The sequence below is a fragment of the Cellulosimicrobium sp. AB352 genome, from assembly GCF_049538415.1.
Taxonomy (GTDB): Bacteria; Actinomycetota; Actinomycetes; order Actinomycetales; family Cellulomonadaceae; genus Cellulosimicrobium; species Cellulosimicrobium funkei.
In genome coordinates, this window is sequence record NZ_JBMVFX010000026.1 from 34,683 (window position 1) to 57,192 (window position 22,510).

At 75.7% G+C, this 22,510-nt stretch carries 15 protein-coding genes; 5 read left to right on the top strand and 10 right to left on the bottom strand.

The genetic code is table 11. From position 1 onward, the window contains the following. Positions 1 to 77 precede the first annotated feature (77 nt). The 3 genes from ACPCUX_RS16465 to ACPCUX_RS16475 all read right to left on the bottom strand — a co-directional run bounded on the left by ACPCUX_RS16465 (position 78) and on the right by ACPCUX_RS16475 (position 4,561). Positions 78 to 2,555 carry a glycoside hydrolase family 65 protein gene (locus ACPCUX_RS16465; RefSeq protein WP_423389188.1) on the bottom strand — a complete coding sequence of 826 codons (2,478 nt, stop codon included), beginning with the start codon at positions 2,553 to 2,555 and terminating at the stop codon, positions 78 to 80. Further along, the gene (locus tag ACPCUX_RS16470) at positions 2,552 to 3,340 is read right to left on the bottom strand and encodes an HAD family hydrolase (RefSeq protein ID WP_051876909.1); all 789 of its coding nucleotides are present in this window, start codon (positions 3,338 to 3,340) and stop codon (positions 2,552 to 2,554) included. The genes ACPCUX_RS16465 and ACPCUX_RS16470 overlap by 4 nt, the downstream gene beginning before the upstream one ends. Before the next feature lie 168 nt (positions 3,341 to 3,508). After that, positions 3,509 to 4,561, bottom strand: a complete 1,053-nt coding sequence (locus ACPCUX_RS16475) for a hypothetical protein (RefSeq protein WP_085387583.1) — start codon at positions 4,559 to 4,561, stop codon at positions 3,509 to 3,511. A 158-nt stretch (positions 4,562 to 4,719) separates the two neighbouring features. Between ACPCUX_RS16475 and ACPCUX_RS16480 the strand changes: the two genes are divergently transcribed. After that, on the top strand, positions 4,720 to 5,148 hold the full coding sequence (locus ACPCUX_RS16480) for an ester cyclase (protein ID WP_085387582.1): 429 nt from the start codon (positions 4,720 to 4,722) through the stop codon (positions 5,146 to 5,148). Here ACPCUX_RS16480 and mnmA read toward each other — a convergent pair. Beyond that, positions 5,121 to 6,308 (bottom strand): tRNA 2-thiouridine(34) synthase MnmA, encoded by a 1,188-nt coding sequence (gene mnmA, locus ACPCUX_RS16485; protein ID WP_137281229.1) that lies wholly within the window; start codon positions 6,306 to 6,308, stop codon positions 5,121 to 5,123. The genes ACPCUX_RS16480 and mnmA overlap by 28 nt on opposite strands. Continuing rightward, the gene (locus ACPCUX_RS16490; RefSeq protein ID WP_137281261.1) at positions 6,305 to 7,537 is read right to left on the bottom strand and encodes a cysteine desulfurase family protein; all 1,233 of its coding nucleotides are present in this window, start codon (positions 7,535 to 7,537) and stop codon (positions 6,305 to 6,307) included. The genes mnmA and ACPCUX_RS16490 overlap by 4 nt, the downstream gene beginning before the upstream one ends. Positions 7,538 to 7,827: 290 nt before the next feature. On the opposite strand from ACPCUX_RS16490, the gene ACPCUX_RS16495 reads away from it, so the two are divergent. After that, entirely contained in the window at positions 7,828 to 8,874 is a 1,047-nt protein-coding gene (locus ACPCUX_RS16495) for an aminoglycoside phosphotransferase family protein (protein WP_423389189.1), read from the top strand. Between the two features lie 60 nt (positions 8,875 to 8,934). Here ACPCUX_RS16495 and ACPCUX_RS16500 read toward each other — a convergent pair whose 3' ends face one another. The 3 genes from ACPCUX_RS16500 to ACPCUX_RS16510 form a co-directional block, all read right to left on the bottom strand. Continuing rightward, on the bottom strand, positions 8,935 to 11,067 hold the full coding sequence (locus ACPCUX_RS16500; protein WP_423389190.1) for a PhoX family protein: 2,133 nt from the start codon (positions 11,065 to 11,067) through the stop codon (positions 8,935 to 8,937). Positions 11,068 to 11,193: 126 nt separating this feature from the next. Next, the gene (locus ACPCUX_RS16505) at positions 11,194 to 12,201 is read right to left on the bottom strand and encodes an electron transfer flavoprotein subunit alpha/FixB family protein (RefSeq protein WP_423389191.1); all 1,008 of its coding nucleotides are present in this window, start codon (positions 12,199 to 12,201) and stop codon (positions 11,194 to 11,196) included. Positions 12,202 to 12,214: 13 nt separating this feature from the next. After that, on the bottom strand, positions 12,215 to 13,030 hold the full coding sequence (locus ACPCUX_RS16510) for an electron transfer flavoprotein subunit beta/FixA family protein (RefSeq protein WP_034655378.1): 816 nt from the start codon (positions 13,028 to 13,030) through the stop codon (positions 12,215 to 12,217). Positions 13,031 to 13,142: 112 nt separating this feature from the next. On the opposite strand from ACPCUX_RS16510, the gene glgX reads away from it, so the two are divergent. From glgX to ACPCUX_RS16525, 3 genes are all read left to right on the top strand, one after another. Further along, positions 13,143 to 15,626 carry a glycogen debranching protein GlgX gene (glgX, locus tag ACPCUX_RS16515; RefSeq protein ID WP_423389192.1) on the top strand — a complete coding sequence of 828 codons (2,484 nt, stop codon included), beginning with the start codon at positions 13,143 to 13,145 and terminating at the stop codon, positions 15,624 to 15,626. A 75-nt stretch (positions 15,627 to 15,701) separates the two neighbouring features. Next, positions 15,702 to 17,456 (top strand): FAD-binding dehydrogenase, encoded by a 1,755-nt coding sequence (locus tag ACPCUX_RS16520; RefSeq protein WP_144681017.1) that lies wholly within the window; start codon positions 15,702 to 15,704, stop codon positions 17,454 to 17,456. A 20-nt stretch (positions 17,457 to 17,476) separates the two neighbouring features. Further along, positions 17,477 to 18,652 carry a hypothetical protein gene (locus ACPCUX_RS16525; protein ID WP_423389193.1) on the top strand — a complete coding sequence of 392 codons (1,176 nt, stop codon included), beginning with the start codon at positions 17,477 to 17,479 and terminating at the stop codon, positions 18,650 to 18,652. Between the two features lie 53 nt (positions 18,653 to 18,705). On the opposite strand, the gene ACPCUX_RS16530 is transcribed toward ACPCUX_RS16525, so the two are convergent. Together ACPCUX_RS16530 and glgP are read right to left on the bottom strand one after the other, a co-directional pair. Further along, on the bottom strand, positions 18,706 to 19,710 hold the full coding sequence (locus ACPCUX_RS16530; protein WP_423389194.1) for a hypothetical protein: 1,005 nt from the start codon (positions 19,708 to 19,710) through the stop codon (positions 18,706 to 18,708). Between the two features lie 181 nt (positions 19,711 to 19,891). After that, positions 19,892 to 22,495 carry an alpha-glucan family phosphorylase gene (glgP, locus tag ACPCUX_RS16535; protein ID WP_423389195.1) on the bottom strand — a complete coding sequence of 868 codons (2,604 nt, stop codon included), beginning with the start codon at positions 22,493 to 22,495 and terminating at the stop codon, positions 19,892 to 19,894. Between the last annotated feature and the right edge of the window lie 15 nt (positions 22,496 to 22,510).

Consider the following 22,510-nt stretch of genomic DNA (forward strand, 5'->3'; position numbering starts at 1 on the left):
GGCCGAGCAGGTGGTCCTGGCGCGTCCGCGAGACCGGACGCGCCAGGACCACCTGGTCGGCGAGGTGCGGGCGGGCCTCAGGAGTGCGGCACCGTCGCGGTGATGAGGGTGCCGTCCTCGCGGCGGTTGCCGGAGAGGGCGCGCAGGCTCGGGCGGCCCGGCCTGACCGGGCCCTGGCCGTCGAGCGCGACGCGCGCGACCTCGCCCGGGACGACCTTCACCTGCTCGCCCCGCACGACGACCTGCGCGCCGTCGCCGGTCTCGGCGTCGAGCTCGATCGCGTCGGGCAGCACGGTGACGCGCAGCCGCGAGCCGCGCCACTGCACGCGGAACGTGAGCGACTCCCACTCCTGGGGCAGGCGCGGGTCGAACGTGAGGTCGCCCTCGGAGTCGCGCATGCCGCCGAACCCGTACGCGAGCGCGGACCACGTGCCGCCCGCGGACGCGACGTGCACGCCGTCGGACGCGTTGGCGTGCAGGTTCGCGAGGTCGACGAAGATCGACGACACGAAGTACTCGAGCGCGAGCTCGTGGTACCCCACCTCGGCCGCGACGATGGACTGCACGACGCCCGAGAGCGTCGAGTCGCCCGTGGTCAACGGGTCGTAGTACTCGAAGTCGGCGAGCTTCTCCTCGGCGCTGAAGTGCTGCCCCTGGAGGAACAGCGCGAGCACGACGTCGGCCTGCTTGAGCACCTGGTAGCGGTAGATGACGAGCGGGTGGTAGTGCAGCAGGAGGGGCCGCTTGTCCTCGGGCGTGTGCGCGAGGTCCCAGATCTCGCGCTCGAGGAAGTGCGAGTCCTGCGGATGGATGCCGATGCTCTCGGCGTACGGGATCGACATGTGGTCGGCCGCGCGGACCCACTCCGCGGCCTCGTACGCGCCGAGCGAGAGCCGGTCCACGAGACGCGCGTAGTCCTCGGGGTGGTCGGCCTTCATGCGCTCGACGACGTACGCCGCGGCGCGAAGGTTGAAGCGCGCCATGACGTTCGTGAAGAGGTTGTCGTTGACGACGGTCGTGTACTCGTCCGGCCCGGTGACGCCGTGGATGTGGAAGTTGTCGTCGCCGTTGGCGCGCCAGAAGCCGAGGTCCTCCCACATGCGCGCGGTCTCGACGAGGATGTCGGCGGCCTCGCGGCGCAGGAAGTCCTCGTCGCCCGTCGCGCGCACGTACTGCACGAGCGCGTAGCTCACGTCGGCGTCGATGTGGTACTGCGCCGTCCCGGCCGCGTAGTAGGCGGACGCCTCCTCGCCGTTGATCGTGCGCCAGGGGAAGAGCGCGCCCTTCTGCGACAGCTCCGCGGCGCGGCGCCGGGCGGCGTCGAGCATCTGGTAGCGGAAGCGCAGCGCGTTGCGCGCGTACCGCGGGCTCGTGTACGTGAGGAACGGCAGGACGTAGATCTCGGTGTCCCAGAAGTAGTGCCCGCTGTACCCGGAGCCGGTGAGGCCCTTCGCGGGGACGCCGTTGCCCTCGGCGCGCGCCGTGGCCTGCGCGAGCTGGAACAGGTTCCAGCGCACGGCCTGCTGGACGCCCGGCTGGCCGGGGATCTCGACGTCGGAGCGGGCCCAGAAGTCGTCGAGCCACTCGCGCTGGAGCGCGAGCTGGGCCTCGACGCCGGTCTCGCGCGCCCGGTCGAGCGTGCGCCGGCAGCGGTCGACGAGCTCGCGCGACGGCACGCCGCGCGACGTGTGGTACGCGACGAGCTTGGTGAGCCGGATGGGCCGCCCGGGCTCGGCGTGCACGCGGAACACGTGCTTCGCGAGGTCGTCCTCGGCGAGCGTGCGCACGTCCCACTCGTTCTCGGTCTCGAGCAGGTCGTCGGCCGCGACGGCGAGCGTCATGCCGGAGTTGGTGCAGCGGTAGGACAGCACGAGGCGCTCGTCGTCGCCGAACTGCGTCTGCGGCTGCAGCACCCGGCCGGTGAACTGGTTCGTCTTGCGCGGGTCGAAACCCTCCCCCAGCGACGCGGACCGGACGTGGTACTCGTCCTGGCCGTCCTGGCGGTTGAGGATCTGGGACGAGATCGCGACGGGCGCGGCCGCGTCGAGGAGCGTGACCTCGAACGTCATGACCGCGAGGTGGCGCTCGACGAACGACACCACGCGCTGCGAGCGGATCTGCACGCGCTTGCCCGACGGCGTGCGCCACAGCAGCTCGCGCCGCAGGACGCCGTCCTGGAGGTCGAGCGAGCGCTCGTAGTCGATGAGGTCCGCGACGGGCAGCAGGAGAGGCTCGTCGTCCACGTAGAGGCGGATGACCTTGGCGTCCGGGACGTTGACGATCGTCTGCCCGACGCGCGCGAAGCCGTACGCCTCCTCCGCGTGCCGGATGGGCCAGGTCTCGTGGAAGCCGTTGACGAACGTGCCGTGCGAGTGGGACTCGCGGCCCTCCTCGACGTTGCCGCGCATGCCGAGGTAGCCGTTCGCGACGGCGAACAGCGTCTCGGTGACGCCCAGGTCCTCCGCGGAGAACTGCGACTCGACGAGCCGCCACGGGTCGGCCGGGAAACGCAGGCGGTCGACGGTGCCGCGCTCGTCGGCGGTCCGGCGGATCACGCGCCCGCCTCCTCGTCGGCGGGGCCGGTGACGGCGGGACGGGCGACGTCGGCGGTCGCCGCGCGCGGACGGTCGAGGACCGTCGCGTCGAGCTCGCCGAGGTCGGCCACGACGACGTCGGCCCCGTGCGCGAGCAGCGCGTCCGCGCCCACCCCGCGGTCGACGCCGAGCACCAGACCGAACCCGCCGGCCGCGCCGGCCTGCACGCCCGAGAGCGCGTCCTCGACCACGACGGCCTCCGCGGCGGGGACGTCCAGCAGCTGCGCCGCGTACAGGTACGTGTCCGGTGCGGGCTTGCCGGCGACGTGCTCGCGCGCCGCGACGTTCCCGTCCACGACGACCGCGAACCGGTGCGTGAGCCCGGCCGCCGCGAGGACGGCGGGCGTGTTGCGCGACGACGACACGACGGCGACCGCCGCGCCCGCCGCGGTCACGGCGTCGAGGAACCGGACCGAGCCCGGGTACGGCGCGATGCCCTCCTCGGCGAACATGCGGTTGACGATCTCGTCCTTGCGGTTGCCGAGCGCGCACACGGTGGACTCCCCCGGCGCGTCCGTGACCTCGCCGCGCGGCAGCGTGACGCCCCGCGACGCGAGGAACGTCGCGACGCCGTCGTACCGGGGCTTCCCGTCGATCGACGCGAAGTAGTCCGCGGCGGTGTACGGGGCGAGGCCGTGCGCGGCGCAGTAGGGCGCGAACAGCCGTTCCCAGGCGCGCATGTGGAGCTCGGCGGTCGGCGTGAGGACGCCGTCGAGGTCGAACAGCACGGCTCGCAGGACGGGCATGGAGATCCTTCGCGGTGGGGGGACGAGGGTCTGCGCCCGGCCGTTCCCGCGCCGTCCGGAGGCCGCGGGACGGCCGTCCGCACGTCGCCGTCGTGACCGTCGCGCGAGGTCAAGCGTACGCACCCGGAGGCGTGCGCGGAAAGCGCTCAGGGCGTGTCCGGGCGACGCTCAGGCGTGGGCGCGCTCGGCCAGGACGTCGGCGACGCGGCCGAGGTTCGCGAGCAGCGCGCGGTGCTCGTCGGGCGTGCCGGCGACCCCGCGACCGGGCCCGCCGCCGACGCCGGACCGCGGCGCACCGAGGAGCGTCACGTCGTCGAGCGCGGGCAGCCCGAGCCCGATGCGGCGCCACGGCACGCTGACGAGGTCGGCGAGCTCACCCAGCGCCGGCCCGGCGCACTGCGAGACCTTCGCGGGCGGCAGCGCGGCCCAGAGGCGTACGCCCCGCTCGACCGCGCGCGCGACCGTCTCCCAGGACCGCTCGTCCCAGGCGCCGAGCGTCAGGCCGACCGCGTCGGCGCCCGCGAGGACGACAGGCGCGACGCCCACCCAGGCGGGGCCCACGTGGACGACCGTCGACGCGGACGCGGCGCGCGCGGCGTCGAGCACCGGGCGCAGCCCGTCCACGAGGTCCGGGCCGGGGACGGCGCGCAGGCGCGAGTAGCCCGAGAACGTGGGCAGCACGCCCGCGCCCACCTGCGCGAGCAGCGGCTCGTCCACCTGCACGACGACGTCCGCCCCCGGGACCTGACGGCGCACCTGCGCGACGTGCTCGGTCACGCCCGCGGCGAGCGCCTCGACGACCTCGCGCACCGCGCCGCGGTCGGACAACACGCGGTCGCCGCGCGCGAGGTACACCTCGGCGGCGAGCGTCCACGGCCCGGTGACCGTGACGGCGAGCGGCCCCGCGTACCCGGCGCCCGCGATGGTGAGCGCCTCCACGTCCTCGCGCAGGTACGCCTCCGCGCGGCGCAGGTCCGCGCCGCCGTGGTCCGCGAGCTTCCAGCCGTGGGGGCCGAGCTCGACGGGCAGCCCGGGCAGCAGCGCCGCCGTCCGCCCCGTCGCGTCGGCGCCGGGCCCGCGGCCCGGGAGCTGGACGAGGAACGGCACTCCCCGCACGCCCGTCGGCACGGCGGCGAGGTCGCCGAGCACCGTGAGCTGCGCCTCGAGGACGTCCGCGCCCTCTCCGCCGGGCCACGGCCCGAGCCCGCTCACCGCGGTCATGCCGCACCCCCGGGGGCCGCCTCGCGCGGGAGACCGCGCACCTCGTCACGAACCACGTGCCGTCCACCTCTCTCCAGGAGCACACCGGAACACCGAGCCGTGCCGCGACCCCGCCGGGGTCCGGGGGCCGCACGGCCGTCCCGCGGAAGGACCCCGCCATGGGCACGCACGAGAACAAGGCCGCCGCCGTCGCCGTGCACACGCACGCGATCCCGGGCAACCACGCCGACGCCGTCGCGGCGCTGCTCGCGCCGGGCTTCCGCAACCACGACGCGGCACCGGGCGGCGACGGCGGCGACGAGGGCCTCGTCGCGACCATGCACTGGTACGCGGACGCGTTCGAGGACCAGCACGTCGAGGTGCTGCACGCGGTCGCGGAGGGCGACCTCGTGGCGCTGCACGTCGAGCTCAGCGCGCGGCACACCGGCTACTTCCGCGGCGTCGCGCCGACGGGCCGCCGGTTCCGCGTCCGCGAGATGCACGTGCTCCGCTTCGCCGAGGGACGCGCGGCCGAGCACTGGTGCGTGCGCGACGAGTCGGCGCTCGTGCGGGCGCTCGCTCACCCGGCGGCCGTCGGCGTCGGCTGAGCCTCCGGCTCGCGCGGGGCGCCGGAGCCTCGCCCGGCCCGGTACGCCCGGTCGACCGTGCCCTGCCCGAGCACGCGCGTGCCGGCGTAGACGACGAGCGACTGACCGGCCGCGACGCCCCGGAGCGGCGTGCCGGTGAGCTCGACCTCGATCGACCCGTCGGGGAAGGCGCGCACGCGCGCGGGGACGGGCGCACCGTGCGCACGCACCTGCACCTCGACGTCGGCCGCCTCGCCCGCGGGCGGGCGCGCGTCGTCGAACCAGACGGCGGACCCCGCCTCGATCCGGTCGACGCTCAGCAGCTCGGCCGGGCCGACGACCACCCGGTTGCTCGCGGGCTGGACGTCGAGCACGTAGCGCGGGCGGCCGTCGGGCGCGGGGCGGTCGATCCCGAGCCCCTTGCGCTGCCCGACCGTGTACGCGTAGGCGCCCTCGTGCTCGCCGAGCACCGTGCCCTCCGCGTCGACGATCTCGCCCGGCCGCGCGCCGAGGCGCGCGCGCAGGAAGCCCTGGGTGTCGCCGTCGGCGACGAAGCAGATGTCGTAGGAGTCGGGCTTCGCGGAGACCGACAGGCCGCGCCGCGCGGCCTCGGCGCGGACCTCGTCCTTGGACGCGAAGCCGCCGAGCGGGAAGACCGCCCGCGCGAGCCGCTCGGGACCCATGACCGCGAGGACGTACGACTGGTCCTTCGCCGCGTTCGGGGAGCGGTGCAGCTCGCGCACCGTGCGCACCCCGTCCGGCGCGGACGCGTCGGGGACCTCGCGCGTCTCGACGCGCGCGTAGTGGCCCGTCGCGACGGCGTCGAACCCGAGCGCCGTCGCCTTGTCGAGCAGCGCCTCGAACTTGATGTGCTCGTTGCAGCGCACGCACGGGTTGGGCGTGCGCCCGGCCTCGTACTCCGCGAGGAAGTCGGCGACCACCGTGTCCTCGAACCGCTCGGAGAGGTCCCACACGTAGTACGGGATGCCGAGCACGTCGGCCGCGCGGCGCGCGTCCCCCGCGTCCTCGATCGAGCAGCACCCGCGCGAGCCGGTGCGGAACTGGTCGCGGTCGCGCGAGAGCGCCATGTGCACGCCGACCACCTCGTGCCCGGCCTCGACCGCGAGCGCCGCGGCGACGGCCGAGTCGACGCCGCCCGACATGGCGGCCAGGACCCTCACGCGGCGCCTCCCGTGCGGCTCGTGACGCGCGTGCGCGCCGGGCTCGACGCGAGGCCCGCGGCCCGGGCGCGCTCGACGGCTCGGGGCAGGGCGTCGAGGAGGCGCGCGACGTCGTCGCGCGTCGACGTCACGCCGAGCGAGAAGCGGAGGGCACCCCGCGCGTCCGCCTCGGGGACGCCCATGGCGAGCAGGACGTGCGACGGCTGCGGCACGCCGGCCTGGCACGCCGAGCCGGTCGAGGCCTGCACGCCCGCGGAGTCGAGCAGGTAGAGCAGGGAGTCGCCCTCGGCCCCGGGGAAGGTGAAGTGCGCGTTGCCGGGAAGCCGGACGACGTCGTCGTGCGCGCCGGGCTCGGGCCCGCTGAGGTCGGCGTCCGGGACGCGCTCGCGCACGCCCGCGACGAGCTCGTCGCGCAGCGCGGCGAGGTGCGCGGCCCGCTCGGCCCGGTGCGCGACCGCCTCGGTGACCGCGACGCCGAACGCGCGGATCGCGGGGGCGTCGAGCGTCCCCGAGCGCACGCCGCGCTCCTGGCCGCCGCCGTGCAGCACGGGCGTGAGCGGGGCGTCGCGCCGGGCGACGAGCGCGCCGACGCCGACCGGGCCGCCGAGCTTGTGCCCGGAGACGGTCATCGCGTCGAGGCCGCTCGCGGCGAAGTCGACCGGCACCTGCCCGACGGCCTGCACGGCGTCGGAGTGCACCGGGATGCCGTGCGGCCGCGCGAGCTGCACGACCTCCGGCACGGGCTGCAGCGTCCCCACCTCGTTGTTGGCCCACATGACGGAGATCAGGGCGATCTCGTCCGCGTGCTCCGTGATCTCGGTGCGCAGGGCGGCGAGGTCCACGCGCCCCTCGGCGTCCACGGGCAGCAGGACGATCTCGGCGCCCGCGTGCTCCGCCATCCAGAACGCGGGGTCGAGCACCGCGTGGTGCTCGACGGCGGACACGACGATGCGCCGCCGGCGCGGGTCGGTGGTGCGCCGGCCCCAGAACAGGCCCTTGACCGCGAGGTTGTCGGCCTCCGTGCCGCCCGCCGTGAAGACGACCTCGCTCGGTCGCGCGCCGAGCGCGGCGGCGACCGACTCGCGCGCCTCCTCGACCGTGCGCCGCGCGGCGCGCCCCGCGGCATGCAGCGACGACGGGTTGCCCGTGCGGGTCAGCTCGTCGACGAACGCGTCGCGCGCCGCCGGGGACAGCGGCGTCGTGGCGGCGTGGTCGAGGTACGCCGTCACGGGGACGGGGGTCGGCCCGCCGTGCGCGCCGGGGCGGGCGCCGGTCGCGGGGCCGGGAGCAAGGGTCACGGTCACCCAGTCTACGAACCGCAGGGCCGCGCTCGTGGTCCGAGGGGTGGGCGGCGCTGGACATCCCGGCGGAAAGCGCTAGGTTGTGGGACATCTACGCCCGGCCGTCGCCGGGCGCTCGCCCGGTCGCAGGACCGCCGTCGCGCGCCACACGTCGCCGCGGGACGGGAACGTGCCGCGGGCGGGACCGTCCAGCCACCGACAGGGGAAGTGGCCTCTCGATGCCCGACGACGTCGCGCCGCCCGCCGTCGAGGCCGCCGGGGACGTCCCGGTCGCCTCGGGCGGCCGGCGCCTGCTCTGGGCCGACCTGCCGCTCGCGCTGCGCGACGAGCTGGAGGCGGTCGCCGGGGGCAGGGTCGTGCACGAGCGCTCGGTCCCGGCCGGTTTCAGCCCGGGGCTCGCGTCCGTCCTCACGCTCGACGACGGCAGCCGCCTCTTCGTCAAGGCCGCACGGACCGCCGACGAGCCCGTGACCGCCGACCTGCACCGCGCCGAGGCGAAGGTCGCGACGCGGCTGCCCCGCGCGGTCCCGGCGCCGCGCTTCGCCTGGGGCCACGGCGACGGCGACTGGGTCGCGCTCGCGTACGAGGCGGTCGACGGGCGCTCGCCCGGCACGCCGTGGGACCCGCACGAGCTCGACCGCGTGCTCGCGGCGCTCGTCCGCGTCGCGTCCGTGCCCGGCGCCCGGGCGATGCGCCTGCCGCCGACCGGCCCCGACTTCGCCGACATGGCGACCGGCTGGCGGGCCCTGCGCGCGCACCCCGACCCCGGCCTCGCCACGCTCGTGCCCTGGGCCGCGGCGCACCTCGACGCGCTCGCGGAGGCCGAGCGCGGGGCGCTCGTCGCGTGCGAGGGCGAGTCCTTCGTGCACGGCGACCTGCGCGCCGACAACGTGCTGCTGACCCCGGAGAAGGTGTACCTCGTCGACTGGCCGTACGCGTCGCGCGGCGCCGCGTGGCTCGACCTCGCGATGCTCCTGCCGAGCGTCGTCATGCAGGGCGTCCGGGAGGTGTGCGAGCCCGTCACCGTGAGCGCCGACCCGGCGCGACGCGCACGCGGGGGCGCCTGGGCGGCTGCGACGTTCGCCGCGCACCCGCTCGGCCAGGACGTGCACCCCACGGACCTGCGCGCCGTCGTCGCGGGGATCGCCGGGTACTTTCTGCACTCCGCGCGGCAGCCCGCGATCCCGACCATCCCTCGCCTGCGACCGTTCCAGCGCGCCCAGGGCGTCGCGGCCGTCGCGTGGCTGGAGCAGCTCGGGCTCTGAGCGCGTGACGGCCCCGGCGCCGTCGTGGCGCCGGGGCCGTCGTGGCGTGGGGCCCGGGCGTCAGTCCTGCCAGACCTGCACGACCGCGGGCCGCGGCCCGGCGAAGGCTCCCGGCGGCACCGGGGCGCCCGGCGTGAGGTAGTCCGGGAAGTGCGACAGCTGCGCGTCGAACGTCCCGTCCTCGCCGGGGTGCTGCACCGCGACGTAGACCATGCGGTCCGCCGAGTCCACGACGGGCCCGCACGTCTCGGCGCCGCGCGGCACCGAGAGGAACTGCTCGACCCGCCCGCGCTCGCGGCCGTCGAGCGTGACCTTGAACAGGCCGTCGCACTTCTGGATCGTGCTCGGCTGGCCGTCGGTCGAGATCCACAGGTTGCCCTCGGCGTCGAACGCGAGGTTGTCCGGGCACGAGATCGGGGAGACCTTCTCCTTCGGGTAGCCCGAGAAGTAGGTGGAGGTGTTCGTCGCGGGGTCGCCCGCGACGAGCAGCAGGTTCCAGCGGAAGGTCAGCGACGCGGCGTCGTCGCGGTCCTCGACGATCTCCACGACGTGCCCGTCGCGGTTGGTGTTGCGCGGGTTCGGCTCGGTCGCGGCCTCGGCCGCCGCCGGCCCGCGCGCGGTGTTGTTGGTGCACGCGACGTAGACGCGACCCGTGACCGGGTTGGGCTCGACGTCCTCGGGGCGGTCCATCTTCGTCGCCCCGACCTTGTCGGCCGCGACGCGCGTGTAGACGAGCACCTCCTCGACGCTCATGCCCTCGACCTCGCTGCGCCCGTCGACGACGAGCGGGACCCACTCGCCCCGGCCGTCGAACGCGCCGTCGGACGGCACCGCGCCCGAGCCGTCGATCTCGGACGCCGGCGAGTCGCCGCGGAACCGCGCGACGTACAGCGAGCCCTCGGTGAGCAGCGTCTTGTTGTGGCGGCGCGCGCCCTCGCTGTTCCCCGGGCGCATCGTGCGCGACGAGACGAACTTGTACACGTAGTCGAAGCGCTCGTCGTCGCCCATGTACGCGACCGCGTTCCCCCGGCGCGAGAGGATCACGTTGGCGCCCTCGTGCTTGAACCGGCCGAGCGCGGTGTGCTTCACCGGCGGCTCGTCGGGCGCGTACGGGTCGATCTCGACGATCCAGCCGAACCGGTTCGGCTCGTTCTCGTACCCGGGGTTGCGGGCGTCGAACCGCGGGTCGTCGAGCTCCCACCCGTACCCGGTCGCGGCGTCGCGCAGGCCGTAGCGCGCGTCGTGACCCGTGCCCGACGTGCGGAAGTAGCCGTTGTAGTTCTCCTCGCCCGAGAGCACGGTGCCCCACGGGGTCGTGCCGCCCGCGCAGTTGTTGAGCGTGCCGAGCACGCGCGTGCCCGACGGGTCGGCGACCGTCCTGACGAGGTCCGACCCCGCGACGGGCCCGGTGAGGCGGAACTCGGTCGTCAGGTGCACGCGGCGGTTGTACCGGCTGTCGGCCACGTAGTCCCACGGCGTCCCGGTCCGACGACGGCGCACCTCGACGACGGACATGCCGTGCGCCGCGCGCTCGATCGCGCGGCGGGTCGGGGCGTCGTACGAGGCGTCGAACATGATCGCCGGGTTCGTGTACTCGTGGTTCGCGACGAGCAGCCCGCGCGTCCCCCGGCCCGGCCCCTTGCCCGCGCCACGGCCGCCGGCGAGGGCGTGCTGGCGCTCGAACGGCAGGATGTCGAGGTAGTCGTTGTTGTAGCCGAACTGCCGCGCCTGCTGCTCCGGGGTCTGGCGCGAGACGTCGAACGGCGCACCGCCGCGCAGGATCGGGTCGCCCCAGCGGATCACCGGGCGCCACCGGTAGCCCTCGGGGACGACGAGCGCGTCGCGCGTCGCGGGCTGGGGCGAGATCGCGCCGAAAGCGAGGCCCTTCTGCGGGCGGCCACCGCCGTGGCCGCCGTGCGCCACGACGCCCTGGGCGGCGGCGGGCGGCGCGGCGACGGTCTGCGCGCCGAGCACGACGGCCGCGGCTCCCACCGCGAGCCCGCCGAGCAGCGCGCGGCGCGACAGCGCGCCCGCGACCACGTCGCGGAACGTCTCGTTCGCGCTCTCGTTGGGGACCGGGTGCGAGCACGCGTCCGCGCACTTCAGCCGGCAGGTGACGGGGCTGCGCTTGCCGCGCGCGTGCGGCGCGACGGAGAGCAGGCGGCGATGCTCAGGGGCAGGCGTGATCGTCATCGGTCGTCTCCACGGGTCGGGGGGCCTCCCCGTCACCGGGGAGTCGGCCCGACGCTAGGAACGATCGATGACCGGCCGGCCACCGCCCGGAGGACACCGGGTGAACTCTCGGCGCCGGCCGGGTGCTCAGCCCTGCGACGCCCGGTGCTCGCGCAGCACCTCGGCCGCCTGCGGCAGCACGTCCGCGAGGTCGCCGACGACCGCGAAGTCCGAGATCTCGAACAGCGGGCACTCCGGGTCGTTGTTCACCGCGACGATCACCTGCGAGGCCTGCATGCCGCCGCGGTGGTGCGGAGCGCCCGAGATGCCCGCGCCGATGTACAGGCGCGGCGCCACGGTGACGCCCGTCTGCCCGACGAACTGGTCGTGCCAGCCCTCGTAGACGGCGTCGCGCGTCGCGCCCACGGCGGCGCCGAGCGCGTCGGCGAGCTCGACCACGGGGCCGAAGTCGCCGTTCGTGCCACGGCCCCCGGCCACGACGATCGCGGCCTCCCCGAGCGCGGGGCGCCCCGCGCCCGCGGACGCGTCGACCGTGCGGGACACGACGCGCGCCGCGGTCGCCGCCGGCGTCAGCTCGACGCGCAGCGCCTCGACCTCGGTCGCGACGGCGGCGTCCGCCGGCTGCGGCACGACCGAGTTCGCGCGGAGCGTCAGCACCGCCGGGTCGGTGAGGATCTCGCTGCGCACGTCCCACGAGCCCGCGAAGACGCGCTTGTCGGCCACGAGGTGGGTGCCGTCGTCGTGCAGCGCGGAGGCGTCGACGACGAGGCCGGCGCCCGTGAGGAACGCGAGGCGCGCCGCGGCCTCCTTGTTCGGGAACGACGACGCCAGCAGGACGGCGTCGGCGTGCGACGCGCGCGCGGCGGCGGCGAGGACCTCGGCGACGACGGGCGTCAGGTGCAGCGCGTCGCCGGTGACGACCTCCCCGCCCGACGACGGCTCGGCCTGGCGCACGAGCGCGACGCCGTGCGCGCCGAGCTGGGCGAGGACGCCGACGCTCGGCGCCTCGAGCGCGACGGCCTCCACGCGCCCGAGCGCGCGGCCGAGGGTGATCAGCTCCAGCACGGGCGTCCGCAGCTCGGTGGCCGCGGAGTCGAGGAGGACGAGGACGGTACGGGCCCCGGGGGTGCTCATGTGCGGACGCCTCTCAGACCAGGTCGTTGCGGATGAGGAACTCGGCGAGGGCGCGGCCGCCCTCGCCCTTGTCGACGACGATCTCGGCGTCGGGGCGCGGCGGCCGCGGCGACGCGTCGAGCACGCGCGTGCGGGCTCCGGCGTCGCCGACGAGCGCCGCGTCGACGCCGAGGTCGGCGAGGCTCCACGCCTCCACGGGGCGCGTGCGCGCCGCCATGATGAGCTTGAAGTTGGGCATGCGCGGGTCGTTCGCGTGGTCGGTGACCGACACGACGGCGGGCAGCGGCGCCTCGAGGACCTCCTCGACGCCGTCGAGCTCGCGCGTGACGCGCGCGGTGCGCGCGCCCGGCTCGCCCTCGACCTCGAGCTTCCCGGCCAGCGTGAGCTGCGGCAGGCCGAGCTCGGCCGACAGGAGCGCCGGGACGACGGAGCCCAGGCCGTCGAGCGCGGCCATGCCCGTGACGACGACGTCCACCGGGGCCTCGTCCGCGAGGCGGCGCACCGCGGCGGCGAGCACGCGCGCGGTGCCGAAGTAGTCGGAGCCCGCGATCGCGTCGTCGCTCACGCGCACGCCGCGGTCCGCGCCGAGCTGGAACGAGCGGCGCACGGCGCCGTCGGCGTCCGGCCCCGCGACGGTGAGCACGACCACCTCGCTGGTCTCGCGCTCCGCCTCCGGCAGCGCCTCCTTGAGGCGCAGCGCGGCCTCGACCGCGTTCTCGTCGAGCTCGTTGAGCGTGCCCTCGTCGGCCCGGCGCACCACGCGGCCGTCCTCGAAGCCCCGGTCGGCGTGGATGTCCGGGACGTACTTCACGGCGACGACGATCCGCATCGGCTGCTCTCCCTGTGCGCTGGGCGGTCGGCCGGAGAGGTACCCGGCCCGCTCCGCCGAAGCCTACCGGCGGGCGACCGGAGGAGCCGGTGACACCCGCCACAATGGACGGGTGCACGAGCCGTCGCCCGACCCGAGACCCGCCCCGCCGACCGCGCCCGGGAGCGTCGACCGGCACGCCCTCGTCCCGCCGCTCGGGGTGCGCCCCGCCGGGGACGGCGTCGACGTCGCCGTGCTCGCGTCGCACGCGACCGCCGTCGAGCTGTGCCTCGTGGACGTCGTCGACCCGGCGCTGCCCGCGCACGACCCGGCGCGCTACCGCGAGCGCCGGGTCCCGCTCGCCGGGCCGGCCTACGGCGTCTGGCACGCGCACGTCCCGGGCGTCCGCCCCGGCCAGCGCTACGGCTTCCGCGTCCACGGCCCGTGGGAGCCCGCGGCCGGGCTGCGCCACAACCCCGCGAAGCTGCTCGTCGACCCGTACGCGCGGGGCCTCGTCGGCGAGCTCGTCGACGACCCGGCGATCCGCGGCCAGGTCGGCGACGACCCGTACGGCCCGCCCGACCCGCGCGACTCGCTGCCGTTCGTCCCGCACGCCGTCGTGGTCGCCGAGCCGGCCGGGACGCTCGCTCCCCGCCCCCGCGTCCCGTGGCGCGACACGGTGGTCTACGAGGCGCACGTGCGCGGGCTCACGCAGCGCCTGGAGGCGCTGCCCGAGCACCTGCGCGGCACGTACGCGGGCGTCGCGCACCCGGTGGCGATCGAGCACCTGCGGAGCCTCGGCGTGACCACCGTCGAGCTGCTCCCCGTGCACGCGAACGTGCCGGAGCCGCACCTGCTCGCGAGCGGCCGCACGAACTACTGGGGCTACTCGACGCTCGGGTTCTTCGCGCCCCACGCCGCGTACGCGACGCGCGCCGCGCAGGACGCCGGGCCGGCCGCCGTGCTCGACGAGGTGCGCGGCATGGTGCACCTGCTGCACGAGGCGGGGATCGAGGTCCTGCTCGACGTCGTGCACAACCACACGTGCGAGGGCGGGGCTGACGGGTACCACCTGTCGTGGCGCGGCCTCGACAACGCCGGGTACTACCTGCACGACGGCGGCACGCCCGCGCGCCTCGCGGACGTCACCGGGACGGGCAACTCGCTCGACTTCCGCCGCCCCGCGGTCGTGCGGGCCGCGCTCGACTCGCTGCGGTACTGGGCCGAGGTCGTCGGGGTCGACGGCTTCCGGTTCGACCTCGCCGTGACGCTGGGCCGCGGCGCGACCGGGTTCGACCCGGACCACCCGTTCCTCGTCGCGCTCCAGACCGACCCGGTGCTGTGCGGGCTCAAGCTCGTCGCCGAGCCGTGGGACGTGGGCCCCGGGGGCTGGCGCACCGGCCAGTTCCCGCCGCCGCTCGCGGAGTGGAACGACCGGTTCCGCGACGCGGCCCGCCAGTTCTGGCTCGCGGACGCGCGCGAGGCGTCGCACGGGCGCCCGGGGCACGGCGTGCGCGACCTCGCGACGCGCCTCGCGGGGTCGGCCGACCTGTTCGGCCACTCGGACCCGCCGCTCGTGCGCGGGCCGGTCGCGTCGGTGAGCTACGTGACCGCGCACGACGGCTTCACGCTCGCCGACCTCGTGGCCTACGACCACAAGCACAACCTCGCGAACGGCGAGAACAACCGGGACGGCACGGACGACAACCGGTCCTGGAACCACGGGCTCGAGGGCCCGGTCACCCCGGACGCCACCGCGGGCGGCGTGCTCGACGGGCTCGGCGTCGAGATCGCCCCGCTGCGGCGCCGTTCGATCCGCAACCTCCTCGCGACGCTCGTGCTCGCCGCGGGCACCCCGATGATCACCGCGGGCGACGAGATGGGCCGCACCCAGCGCGGCAACAACAACGCCTACGTGCAGGACGACGAGACGTCCTGGGTGTCGTGGGACCTGTCCCCGTGGCGCAAGGACCTGCTCGCCACCGCGCGCCACCTCCTCGCGCTGCGGCGCGAGCACGCCGCGCTGCGCCCCGACGCGTTCTTCACCGGCCGCCCGCGCCCGGCGGAGCCGGACGGCCCCGGCGGCGCGGCGTCCGGTGCGGGGGCTGGTGCGGCAGCCGGCACGGGGACCGGTGGGGAAGGCGGCACCGAGGCGGGTGCGGCAGCCGGCACGGCGGCCGGTGGAGAGGGCGGCACCGGGGCGGGCACGGCGGCCGGCAGCGGCCAGGGCCCCCTCCCGACGGCGGTGCCCGACCTGGCGTGGTTCGACGCCGACGGCGGACCGCTGGACCACGGGGCGTGGCACGACCCGGGCGTCCGGACGCTCCAGATGCTGCGGACCGCCCCGGAGCCGGGCGACGCCGACGTGCTCGTCGTGCTCACCGGGGCGCTCGACCCGGTCGACGTGACGCTCCCGGGTCTGCGGGCCGCCGCGGGCGGCGAGCCCGAGCGCTGGGAGCTCGTGTGGGACTCCGACTGGGAGCACCCGGACGACCCGGACCGCTCCCCGGGCGAGAGCGCCGCCCGCCCGGGCGACGTCGTCGGGCTCGAGGCGCTGAGCCTGCGCGTGTACGTGTCCCCCACCCCGCAGAGGGAGAGCCCAGGTCTCCCGAGGTAGAGCCGTGGTCTCGCGAGGTAGAGCCGTGGTCGCCCCTGCCCGCCGAGGTCTGGACACGTGCTCTACTCTTCCCGCATGAGTGACAGCGCGGTCGACTCCTCCCCCACCTCTCCCACGATCGAGGACCCCGAGGTCGTCGTCGTGGGGGCCGGGCTCTCCGGTCTCGTCGCGGCGACCGAGCTCACGGCCGCGGGTCGCCGGGTGGTCCTGCTCGACCAGGAACCGGCGGCGAGCCTGGGCGGCCAGGCGTGGTGGTCGTTCGGCGGGCTCTTCCTCGTCGGCTCTCCCGAGCAGCGGCGCATGGGCGTTACGGACTCCGCCGAGCTCGCGTTCGACGACTGGCTCGGGTCCGCGCAGTTCGCGCCCGGCGCGGACCGCGGCGAGGGGCCCGACCGCCACGGCTACGCGTGGGCGCAGGGCTTCGTCGACTTCGCCGCCGGGGAGATGCGCGGCTGGCTGCACGACAAGGGCGTGCGGTGGTTCCCGCTCGTGCAGTGGGCGGAGCGCGGCGGGTACCCGGTGCGCTCGGGCGCCGACGGGTCCGCCGCCGGCGCGCACGGCAACTCCGTGCCCCGCTTCCACGTCACGTGGGGCACCGGCCCCGGCATCCTCGAGCCGTTCGTCCGCGCCGCCCTGGACGCGCGCGCCGCGGGCCTGCTCGACGTCCGGTTCCGGCACCGGGTCACGTCGCTCGTCGTGACCGACGGCGCGGTGACGGGCGTGCGCGCGCAGGTGCTCGCGCCGTCGGACGCCGGGCGCGGGGTGCCGTCCTCGCGCGACGTCGTCGGGGAGGTCGAGATCGCGGCGAGCGCCGTCGTCGTGACCTCGGGCGGCATCGGCGCGAACCACGAGCTCGTGCGCTCGCGCTGGCCGCAGACGGCGGGCCGGCTCCCCGCACGCATGCTCTCCGGAGTGCCCGACTCGACCGACGGGCTCATGATCGGCGTCGCCGCCGACGCGGGCGCGGCCCTCGTGCACGAGGACCGCATGTGGCACTACCCGGAGGGGATCGCGAACCACTCGCCGGTCTGGACGGACCACGGGATCCGCATCCTGCCGGGACCGAGCTCGCTGTGGCTCGACGCCGACGGCAACCGGCTGCCCGCCCCGCTGTTCCCCGGCTTCGACGCCCTCGGCGCGCTCCAGCACGTCACCGAGCGCGGCGACGACCACTCCTGGTTCGTGCTCAACAAGGCGATCATGGAGTCGGAGTTCGCGCTGTCCGGCTCGGAGCAGAACCCCGACCTCACGGGCAAGGACGTGCGGCTCCTCGCCCAGCGGGTGCTGCCCGGCGCCGTCGGACCGGTCGCACGGTTCGCCGAGCAGTCGCCGGAGTTCGTATGGGCCGACACCCCCGAGGAGCTCGCCGCCCGGATGAACGCGCTCGTCGAGGCCACGCCGGGCTCGCGCGGGCACGTCGACCCGGCGGCCCTGGCGCGCGTCGTCCGCCTGCGCGACGAGCAGGTCCGCACGGGGCTGGGCAAGGACCCGCAGGTCGTCGCGACGGCGATGGCGCGCCGCTACCGCGTCGACCGCCTCATCCGCGTGTCGCCGCCACGGCCCCTGACGACGCCGAAGGACGGGCCGCTGCTCGCCGTCCGCCTCTCCGTGCTGACGCGCAAGACGCTCGGCGGCCTGTGGACGGACACCTCCGCGCGGGTGCTGCGCGCGGACGGGTCCGTGCTGCCCGGGCTCTGGGCCGCGGGCGAGGCGGCCGGGTTCGGCGGGGGCGGCGTGCACGGCCACCGCGCGCTCGAGGGGACGTTCCTCGGCGGGTGCCTCTACTCCGGCCGTGTCGCGGGCCGCGCGGTCGCCGCCGACCTGGGCTGACCCGGGTAGGGTCGGCGACCATGACCGTGCCCGACGACGCGTCCCCGGCCCCCGCGCCCGGCGCCCCCGCGGCGGTCGACCACCTCGACACCGCCGCGTGCGAGCGCCTGTTCCGCCGCAACGGTCTGCCGCTGCTCGTCGAGGGGCACTCGCTCGACCGCGACGTGTTCGGGCGGTCGGCGCCGTTCCTGCTCGTCGTGCTGCTCGCCGAGCTCTCCGGGGCGGTGCGCTCGGGCTGGCCCGCGTGGGCGAACGCGCTCGCGCTCCTCGGCGCAGCGGCCCTCGTCGCGGGCGCGTACGCAGGGCTCAACGTGGTACGCGGCCGGCCGTGGTCCACGCTCCCCCAGTCCGTCGGCGTCCCCGAGCTCGCGTTCTTCGTGCTCGTGCCCGCCCTCCTGCCGGTCGTGTTCGGCGGGCAGTGGGGCGACGCCCTGCTCACCGTCGTCGGCAACCTCGTGCTGCTCGGGGTCGTGCGGGTCGTCGTCGGGTACGGCGTGCTGTCGTCCCTGTGGTGGGGGCTCGCGCGCGTCACCGACGAGCTCGGCGCCGCCCTGCTGCGGCTCGTGCGCCTGCTGCCGCTGCTGCTCGTGTTCTCCCTCGTGCTGTTCTACAACGCCGAGGTGTGGCAGGTGTTCGACCGCACGCACGGCGTCGCCGACCTCGTGCTCGGCGCGTTCTTCGCGCTGCTCGTCGTACTGTTCGTCGGGCTGCGCTCGCCGGCCGAGGCCCGCGAGGCGCTCGCGGAGACCGTCGCCCGCCACCCCGGGCACGAGCGTGCGGCGCGCTTCAGCCGCGGCCAGACGGCGAACCTCGCGACGATGATCGCGACGAGCCAGCTCCTCCAGGTCCTCGTCGTGAGCCTCGGCATGGGCGTGTTCTTCATGGCGCTCGGGACGCTCACGGTGACCCCCGAGGTCATGGCGCTGTGGGACGTCGACGGCGGCACCTGGCAGCGCACGCTCTCGCTCGTCGGCGGGGGTGGCGTCGGCGGCGCGGACCTCGTCGTGACGCAGACGCTGCTGCGCGTCTCCGTCGCGATCGCGACCTTCACCGGCCTCTACTACGCGATCTCCGTGCAGGTCGACGCCGTGTACCGCGAGGAGTTCGTGGACGGCATCGAGACCCAGCTCGCCGACGTGCTGCGCGCGCGCTCGCGCTACCTCGACCTCCTCGCCCCACCCCCGTCCGCGAGATAGAGGCTGTGGGCTCGAGGTAGAGCTCTGTGCGTTCTACCTCGCGACCGGTGCCTCTATCTCGCGGCGCGTCGCGCGAGCGCGGCCCGGATCCGGCCGAGGAGGAGGTCGGGATCGGAGAGGTCGTCCCACGTCACCCGCAGGACGAGCCAGCCGGCTTCCACCAGCGCGTCGTGCCGAGCCTTCTCCGCGAGCAGACGGCCCCGCGGGTCGCCGTACTCGCCGCCGGAGTACTTGACGGCTCCGTCGAACTCCACCGCCACACGGAACGTCGTCCACGCGAGGTCCAGCCGGTACGTGCCGCGCCAGGTGGTCGCCGTGTGGTTCGGCTCGGGGTGCGGGAGACCTCCGTCGACCACCAGCCAGCGGACCACGCTCTCGCCCGGCGACTCCGACCGGGCGTCTGCCTCGGCGAGCAGCCGACGCGCACGCCGGACGCCGCGCCCACCGGCAGCCGCCTCCAGGACCTCCTCGACCCTCCGTACGTCGGCCCCCGCACGGAACCCGGAGTCCGCCACCACGATGCCTGACGTCGCGCTCAGGGAGCGGGCGCAGTCGACGATCGTGCGCTCCAGCGAGGTGACCGGCAGGCCGCCGAGCTCGGCGCGATCTCTCTCGGGCAGTGCCGTCCAGTGCCTGCGGAACCCGGGGTCGGACCGGCGCACGGACGGGTTGCCCAGCTGCGTCACGTGGACCTCGTCCGCGAGGCGCCAGGTCCACAGGCCGTGCAGCACGGCCGCGGTCGAGTGGCTGAACCAGTAGTCGGTCGTCAACCGTCCCGCGAGGGCGACCGCACGCGCGACGACGGCCTCCCGCCGCCGCTGCGCCGGTGGGGCAGCGGGCGGAGGCGGGGCGACGTAGTCACCCTGACGCACCCGGACGAGCGTGCCGCTGCGGACGGCGGCGGCGATCTCCGCGCGCCGCTCCACCGAGAACCGCACGACCGGCGGCAGCGTCGCCGGGGCACGCGCGTCGTCCGCTCGTCCCGGTGCGTGCCCCGCGCTCCGGGGACGGCTCACCGTCCGACGTGCGTGCTCGACCTCGCGTCCGTCCGCGCTCATGGGCTCAGACTGGCCGAGCGCGGTGGGGTCGGCCAGGGGCGACGGCGGATCTGTGGACGACCGTCAACCGTCCGCCTCGCGCCCTTCACCCATCGCGATTCCGCGAGATAGAGCCTCCGGTCGCGAGGTAGAACCTCCAGGGTTCTACCTCGCGACCGGAGGCTCTACCTCGGCGGGGGTGTCAGGCGTTGGTGACGAGGCCCAGCTCGGCGACGCTCGGGAGGCCGTCGTGGGTCGGGACGACGCGGACGGTGTAGCCGAACGGTCCGGACGCGTCGAGCACGACCTCGCCCGCGAACGCGTAGCGGCCGGCCTCGTACGTCTCGGCGAGCGCGAGCGGCTCGGCCGTGAACTCCTCGATGACGTCGGCCTCGCTGACGCGACCGTGCACGACCTGCACCTGGACGTCCTCGGGGCGCAGGTCGCCGAGCGACACGTACGCCCGGACCGTGAGGCGGTCGCCGACCTGCGGCACCTCGCCGATGCCGGCCGAGTCGACGTGGTCGACGCGCACGCGCGACCAGCCGTCGCGCACGGCGTGCTTCCACTGCGCGAGCTCCCGGGCGGGCGCGAGCCCGTCGGCGGCCAGCGCGCGCCCGGCCGCGGCGGCCGGGGCGTACAGGCGCGTGACGTACTCGCCGACCATGCGCGTCGCCTGGACCTTGGGGCCGAGCGTCGCGAGCGTGTGCCGCACCATCTCGAGCCACCGGCCGGGCACGCCGTCGGCGTCGCGGTCGTAGAACCGGGGCGCGACCTGCTGCTCGACGAGGTCGTAGAGCGCGGCGGCCTCGAGGTCGTCGCGACGGTCCGCGTCCTCGACGCCGTCGGCGGTCGGGATGGCCCAGCCGTTCTCGCCGTCGTACCACTCGTCCCACCACCCGTCGAGGATCGACAGGTTGAGGCCACCGTTGAGGGCCGACTTCATGCCCGACGTCCCGGACGCCTCGAGCGGGCGCAGCGGGTTGTTGAGCCAGACGTCGCAGCCCGGGTAGAGCGACTGCGCCATGGCGATGTCGTAGTTGGGCAGGAAGACGATGCGGTGCCGCACCTCGGGGTCGTCCGTGAAGCGCACGAGCTGCTGGATGAGCCGCTTGCCCTGGTCGTCGGCGGGGTGCGACTTGCCCGCCACGACGAGCTGGACCGGGCGCTCGGGGTGCAGCAGCAGCGCCTTGAGCCGCCCCGGGTCGCGGAGCATGAGCGTGAGCCGCTTGTACGTGGGGACGCGGCGCGCGAACCCGATGGTGAGGACGTCGGGCGAGAGGACGTCGTCGACCCAGCCGAGCTCCGCCGGGGTCGCGCCGCGCTCGCGCCAGGACTTGCGCACGCGGCGGCGCGCCTCGTCGACGAGCCGGCCGCGCATCTCGCGGCGGATCGCCCAGAGCTCGCCGTCGCCGACGGCGCCCTCCCCGTCGCCGCGCAGCCAGCGCGACGACGCGTGCTCGGCCGTGAGCTCGTCGAGCCCGAGCCGCTCGGCCTCGAGGGCCGCGAGCGCCGGGTCGACCCACGTGGGCGAGTGGACGCCGTTCGTCACCGAGGTGATCGGGACCTCGCGGGCGTCGAAGCCCGGCCACAGGCCCTCGAACATGCCGCGCGACACCTCGCCGTGCAGGAGGGAGACGCCGTTCGCCCGCCCGCCGAGGCGCAGGCCCATGACGGCCATGTTGAACACGGTCGGGTCGCCGCCGTCGTAGTCCTCGGCCCCGAGGGCGAGGACGCGCTCGACGGGCAGGCCGTCGACCGCCATGTCGCCGCCGAAGTACTGCGTGACGAGGTCGCGGCCGAACCGGTCGATGCCGGCGGGCACGGGCGTGTGCGTCGTGAAGACCGTCGCGGCGCGGACGGCCTCGAGCGCCGCGTCGAACGTGAGGCCCTGCTCGACGAGCTCGCGGATGCGCTCGACGCCGAGGAACCCCGCGTGGCCCTCGTTGGTGTGGTAGACCTCGGGCTCCGGCGCGCCGGTGAGGCGCGACCACAGGCGCAGCGCGCGCACGCCGCCCACGCCGAGCAGCAGCTCCTGCTGGAGGCGGTGCTCGCCGCCGCCGCCGTAGAGGCGGTCGGTCACCTTGCGCGCGGCCTCGTCGTTGCCGGGCACGTTCGAGTCGAGCAGGAGCAGCGGCACGCGGCCGACGGCCGCGACCCACACGTGCGCGTGGAGCGTGCGACCCCCGGGCAGGGCGAGCGAGACGCGCGCGGGCGTGCCGTCGTCGTCGCGCAGGAGGGTGAGCGGCAGGCCGTCCGGGTCGAGGAGCGGGTACGTCTCGACCTGCCAGCCGTCGCGCGTGAGCGACTGCTTGAAGTAGCCGGCGCCGTAGAGGAGCCCGACGCCGACGATCGGCACGCCGAGGTCGCTCGCGCTCTTCAGGTGGTCGCCCGCGAGGATGCCGAGGCCGCCGGAGTACTGGGGCAGCACCGACGTGATGCCGAACTCGGGCGAGAAGTACGCGATCGCGGCCGGCAGGGAGCCACCGCTCTTCGACGCCTCCGCGGCACGCTGCTGGTACCACAGCGCGTCGTCGAGGTAGTGGCGCAGGTCGGCCGCCGCGGCCCGCACGCGCTCGACGAACGCGCCGTCGGTGGCGAGCTCCGCGAGGCGCTCGGGACCGAGCGCACCGAGCAGCGCGACGGGGTCGCCGTGGACCGCCGCCCACGTCTCGGGGTCGATACCGGCGAACAGGTCGCGCGTGGGCGCGTGCCAGGACCAGCGCAGGTTGTGCGCGAGCTCGTCCAGGTCGCGCAGCTCGGCGGGCAGCAGGGTGCGGACGGTGAACCGTCGGATGGCTCTCACGGGGACGAGACTACG

Coding starts and splice junctions, on each gene's coding strand:
- ACPCUX_RS16500 (WP_423389190.1), bottom strand. CDS start 11,067: ATGACGATCACGCCTGCCCCTGAGCATCGCCGCCTGCTCTCCGTCGCG.
- ACPCUX_RS16505 (WP_423389191.1), bottom strand. CDS start 12,201: ATGAGCACCCCCGGGGCCCGTACCGTCCTCGTCCTCCTCGACTCCGCG.
- ACPCUX_RS16525 (WP_423389193.1), top strand. CDS start 17,477: ATGACCGTGCCCGACGACGCGTCCCCGGCCCCCGCGCCCGGCGCCCCC.
- ACPCUX_RS16510 (WP_034655378.1), bottom strand. CDS start 13,030: ATGCGGATCGTCGTCGCCGTGAAGTACGTCCCGGACATCCACGCCGAC.
- ACPCUX_RS16470 (WP_051876909.1), bottom strand. CDS start 3,340: ATGCCCGTCCTGCGAGCCGTGCTGTTCGACCTCGACGGCGTCCTCACG.
- ACPCUX_RS16475 (WP_085387583.1), bottom strand. CDS start 4,561: ATGACCGCGGTGAGCGGGCTCGGGCCGTGGCCCGGCGGAGAGGGCGCG.
- ACPCUX_RS16495 (WP_423389189.1), top strand. CDS start 7,828: ATGCCCGACGACGTCGCGCCGCCCGCCGTCGAGGCCGCCGGGGACGTC.
- ACPCUX_RS16530 (WP_423389194.1), bottom strand. CDS start 19,710: ATGAGCGCGGACGGACGCGAGGTCGAGCACGCACGTCGGACGGTGAGC.
- ACPCUX_RS16480 (WP_085387582.1), top strand. CDS start 4,720: ATGGGCACGCACGAGAACAAGGCCGCCGCCGTCGCCGTGCACACGCAC.
- ACPCUX_RS16520 (WP_144681017.1), top strand. CDS start 15,702: ATGAGTGACAGCGCGGTCGACTCCTCCCCCACCTCTCCCACGATCGAG.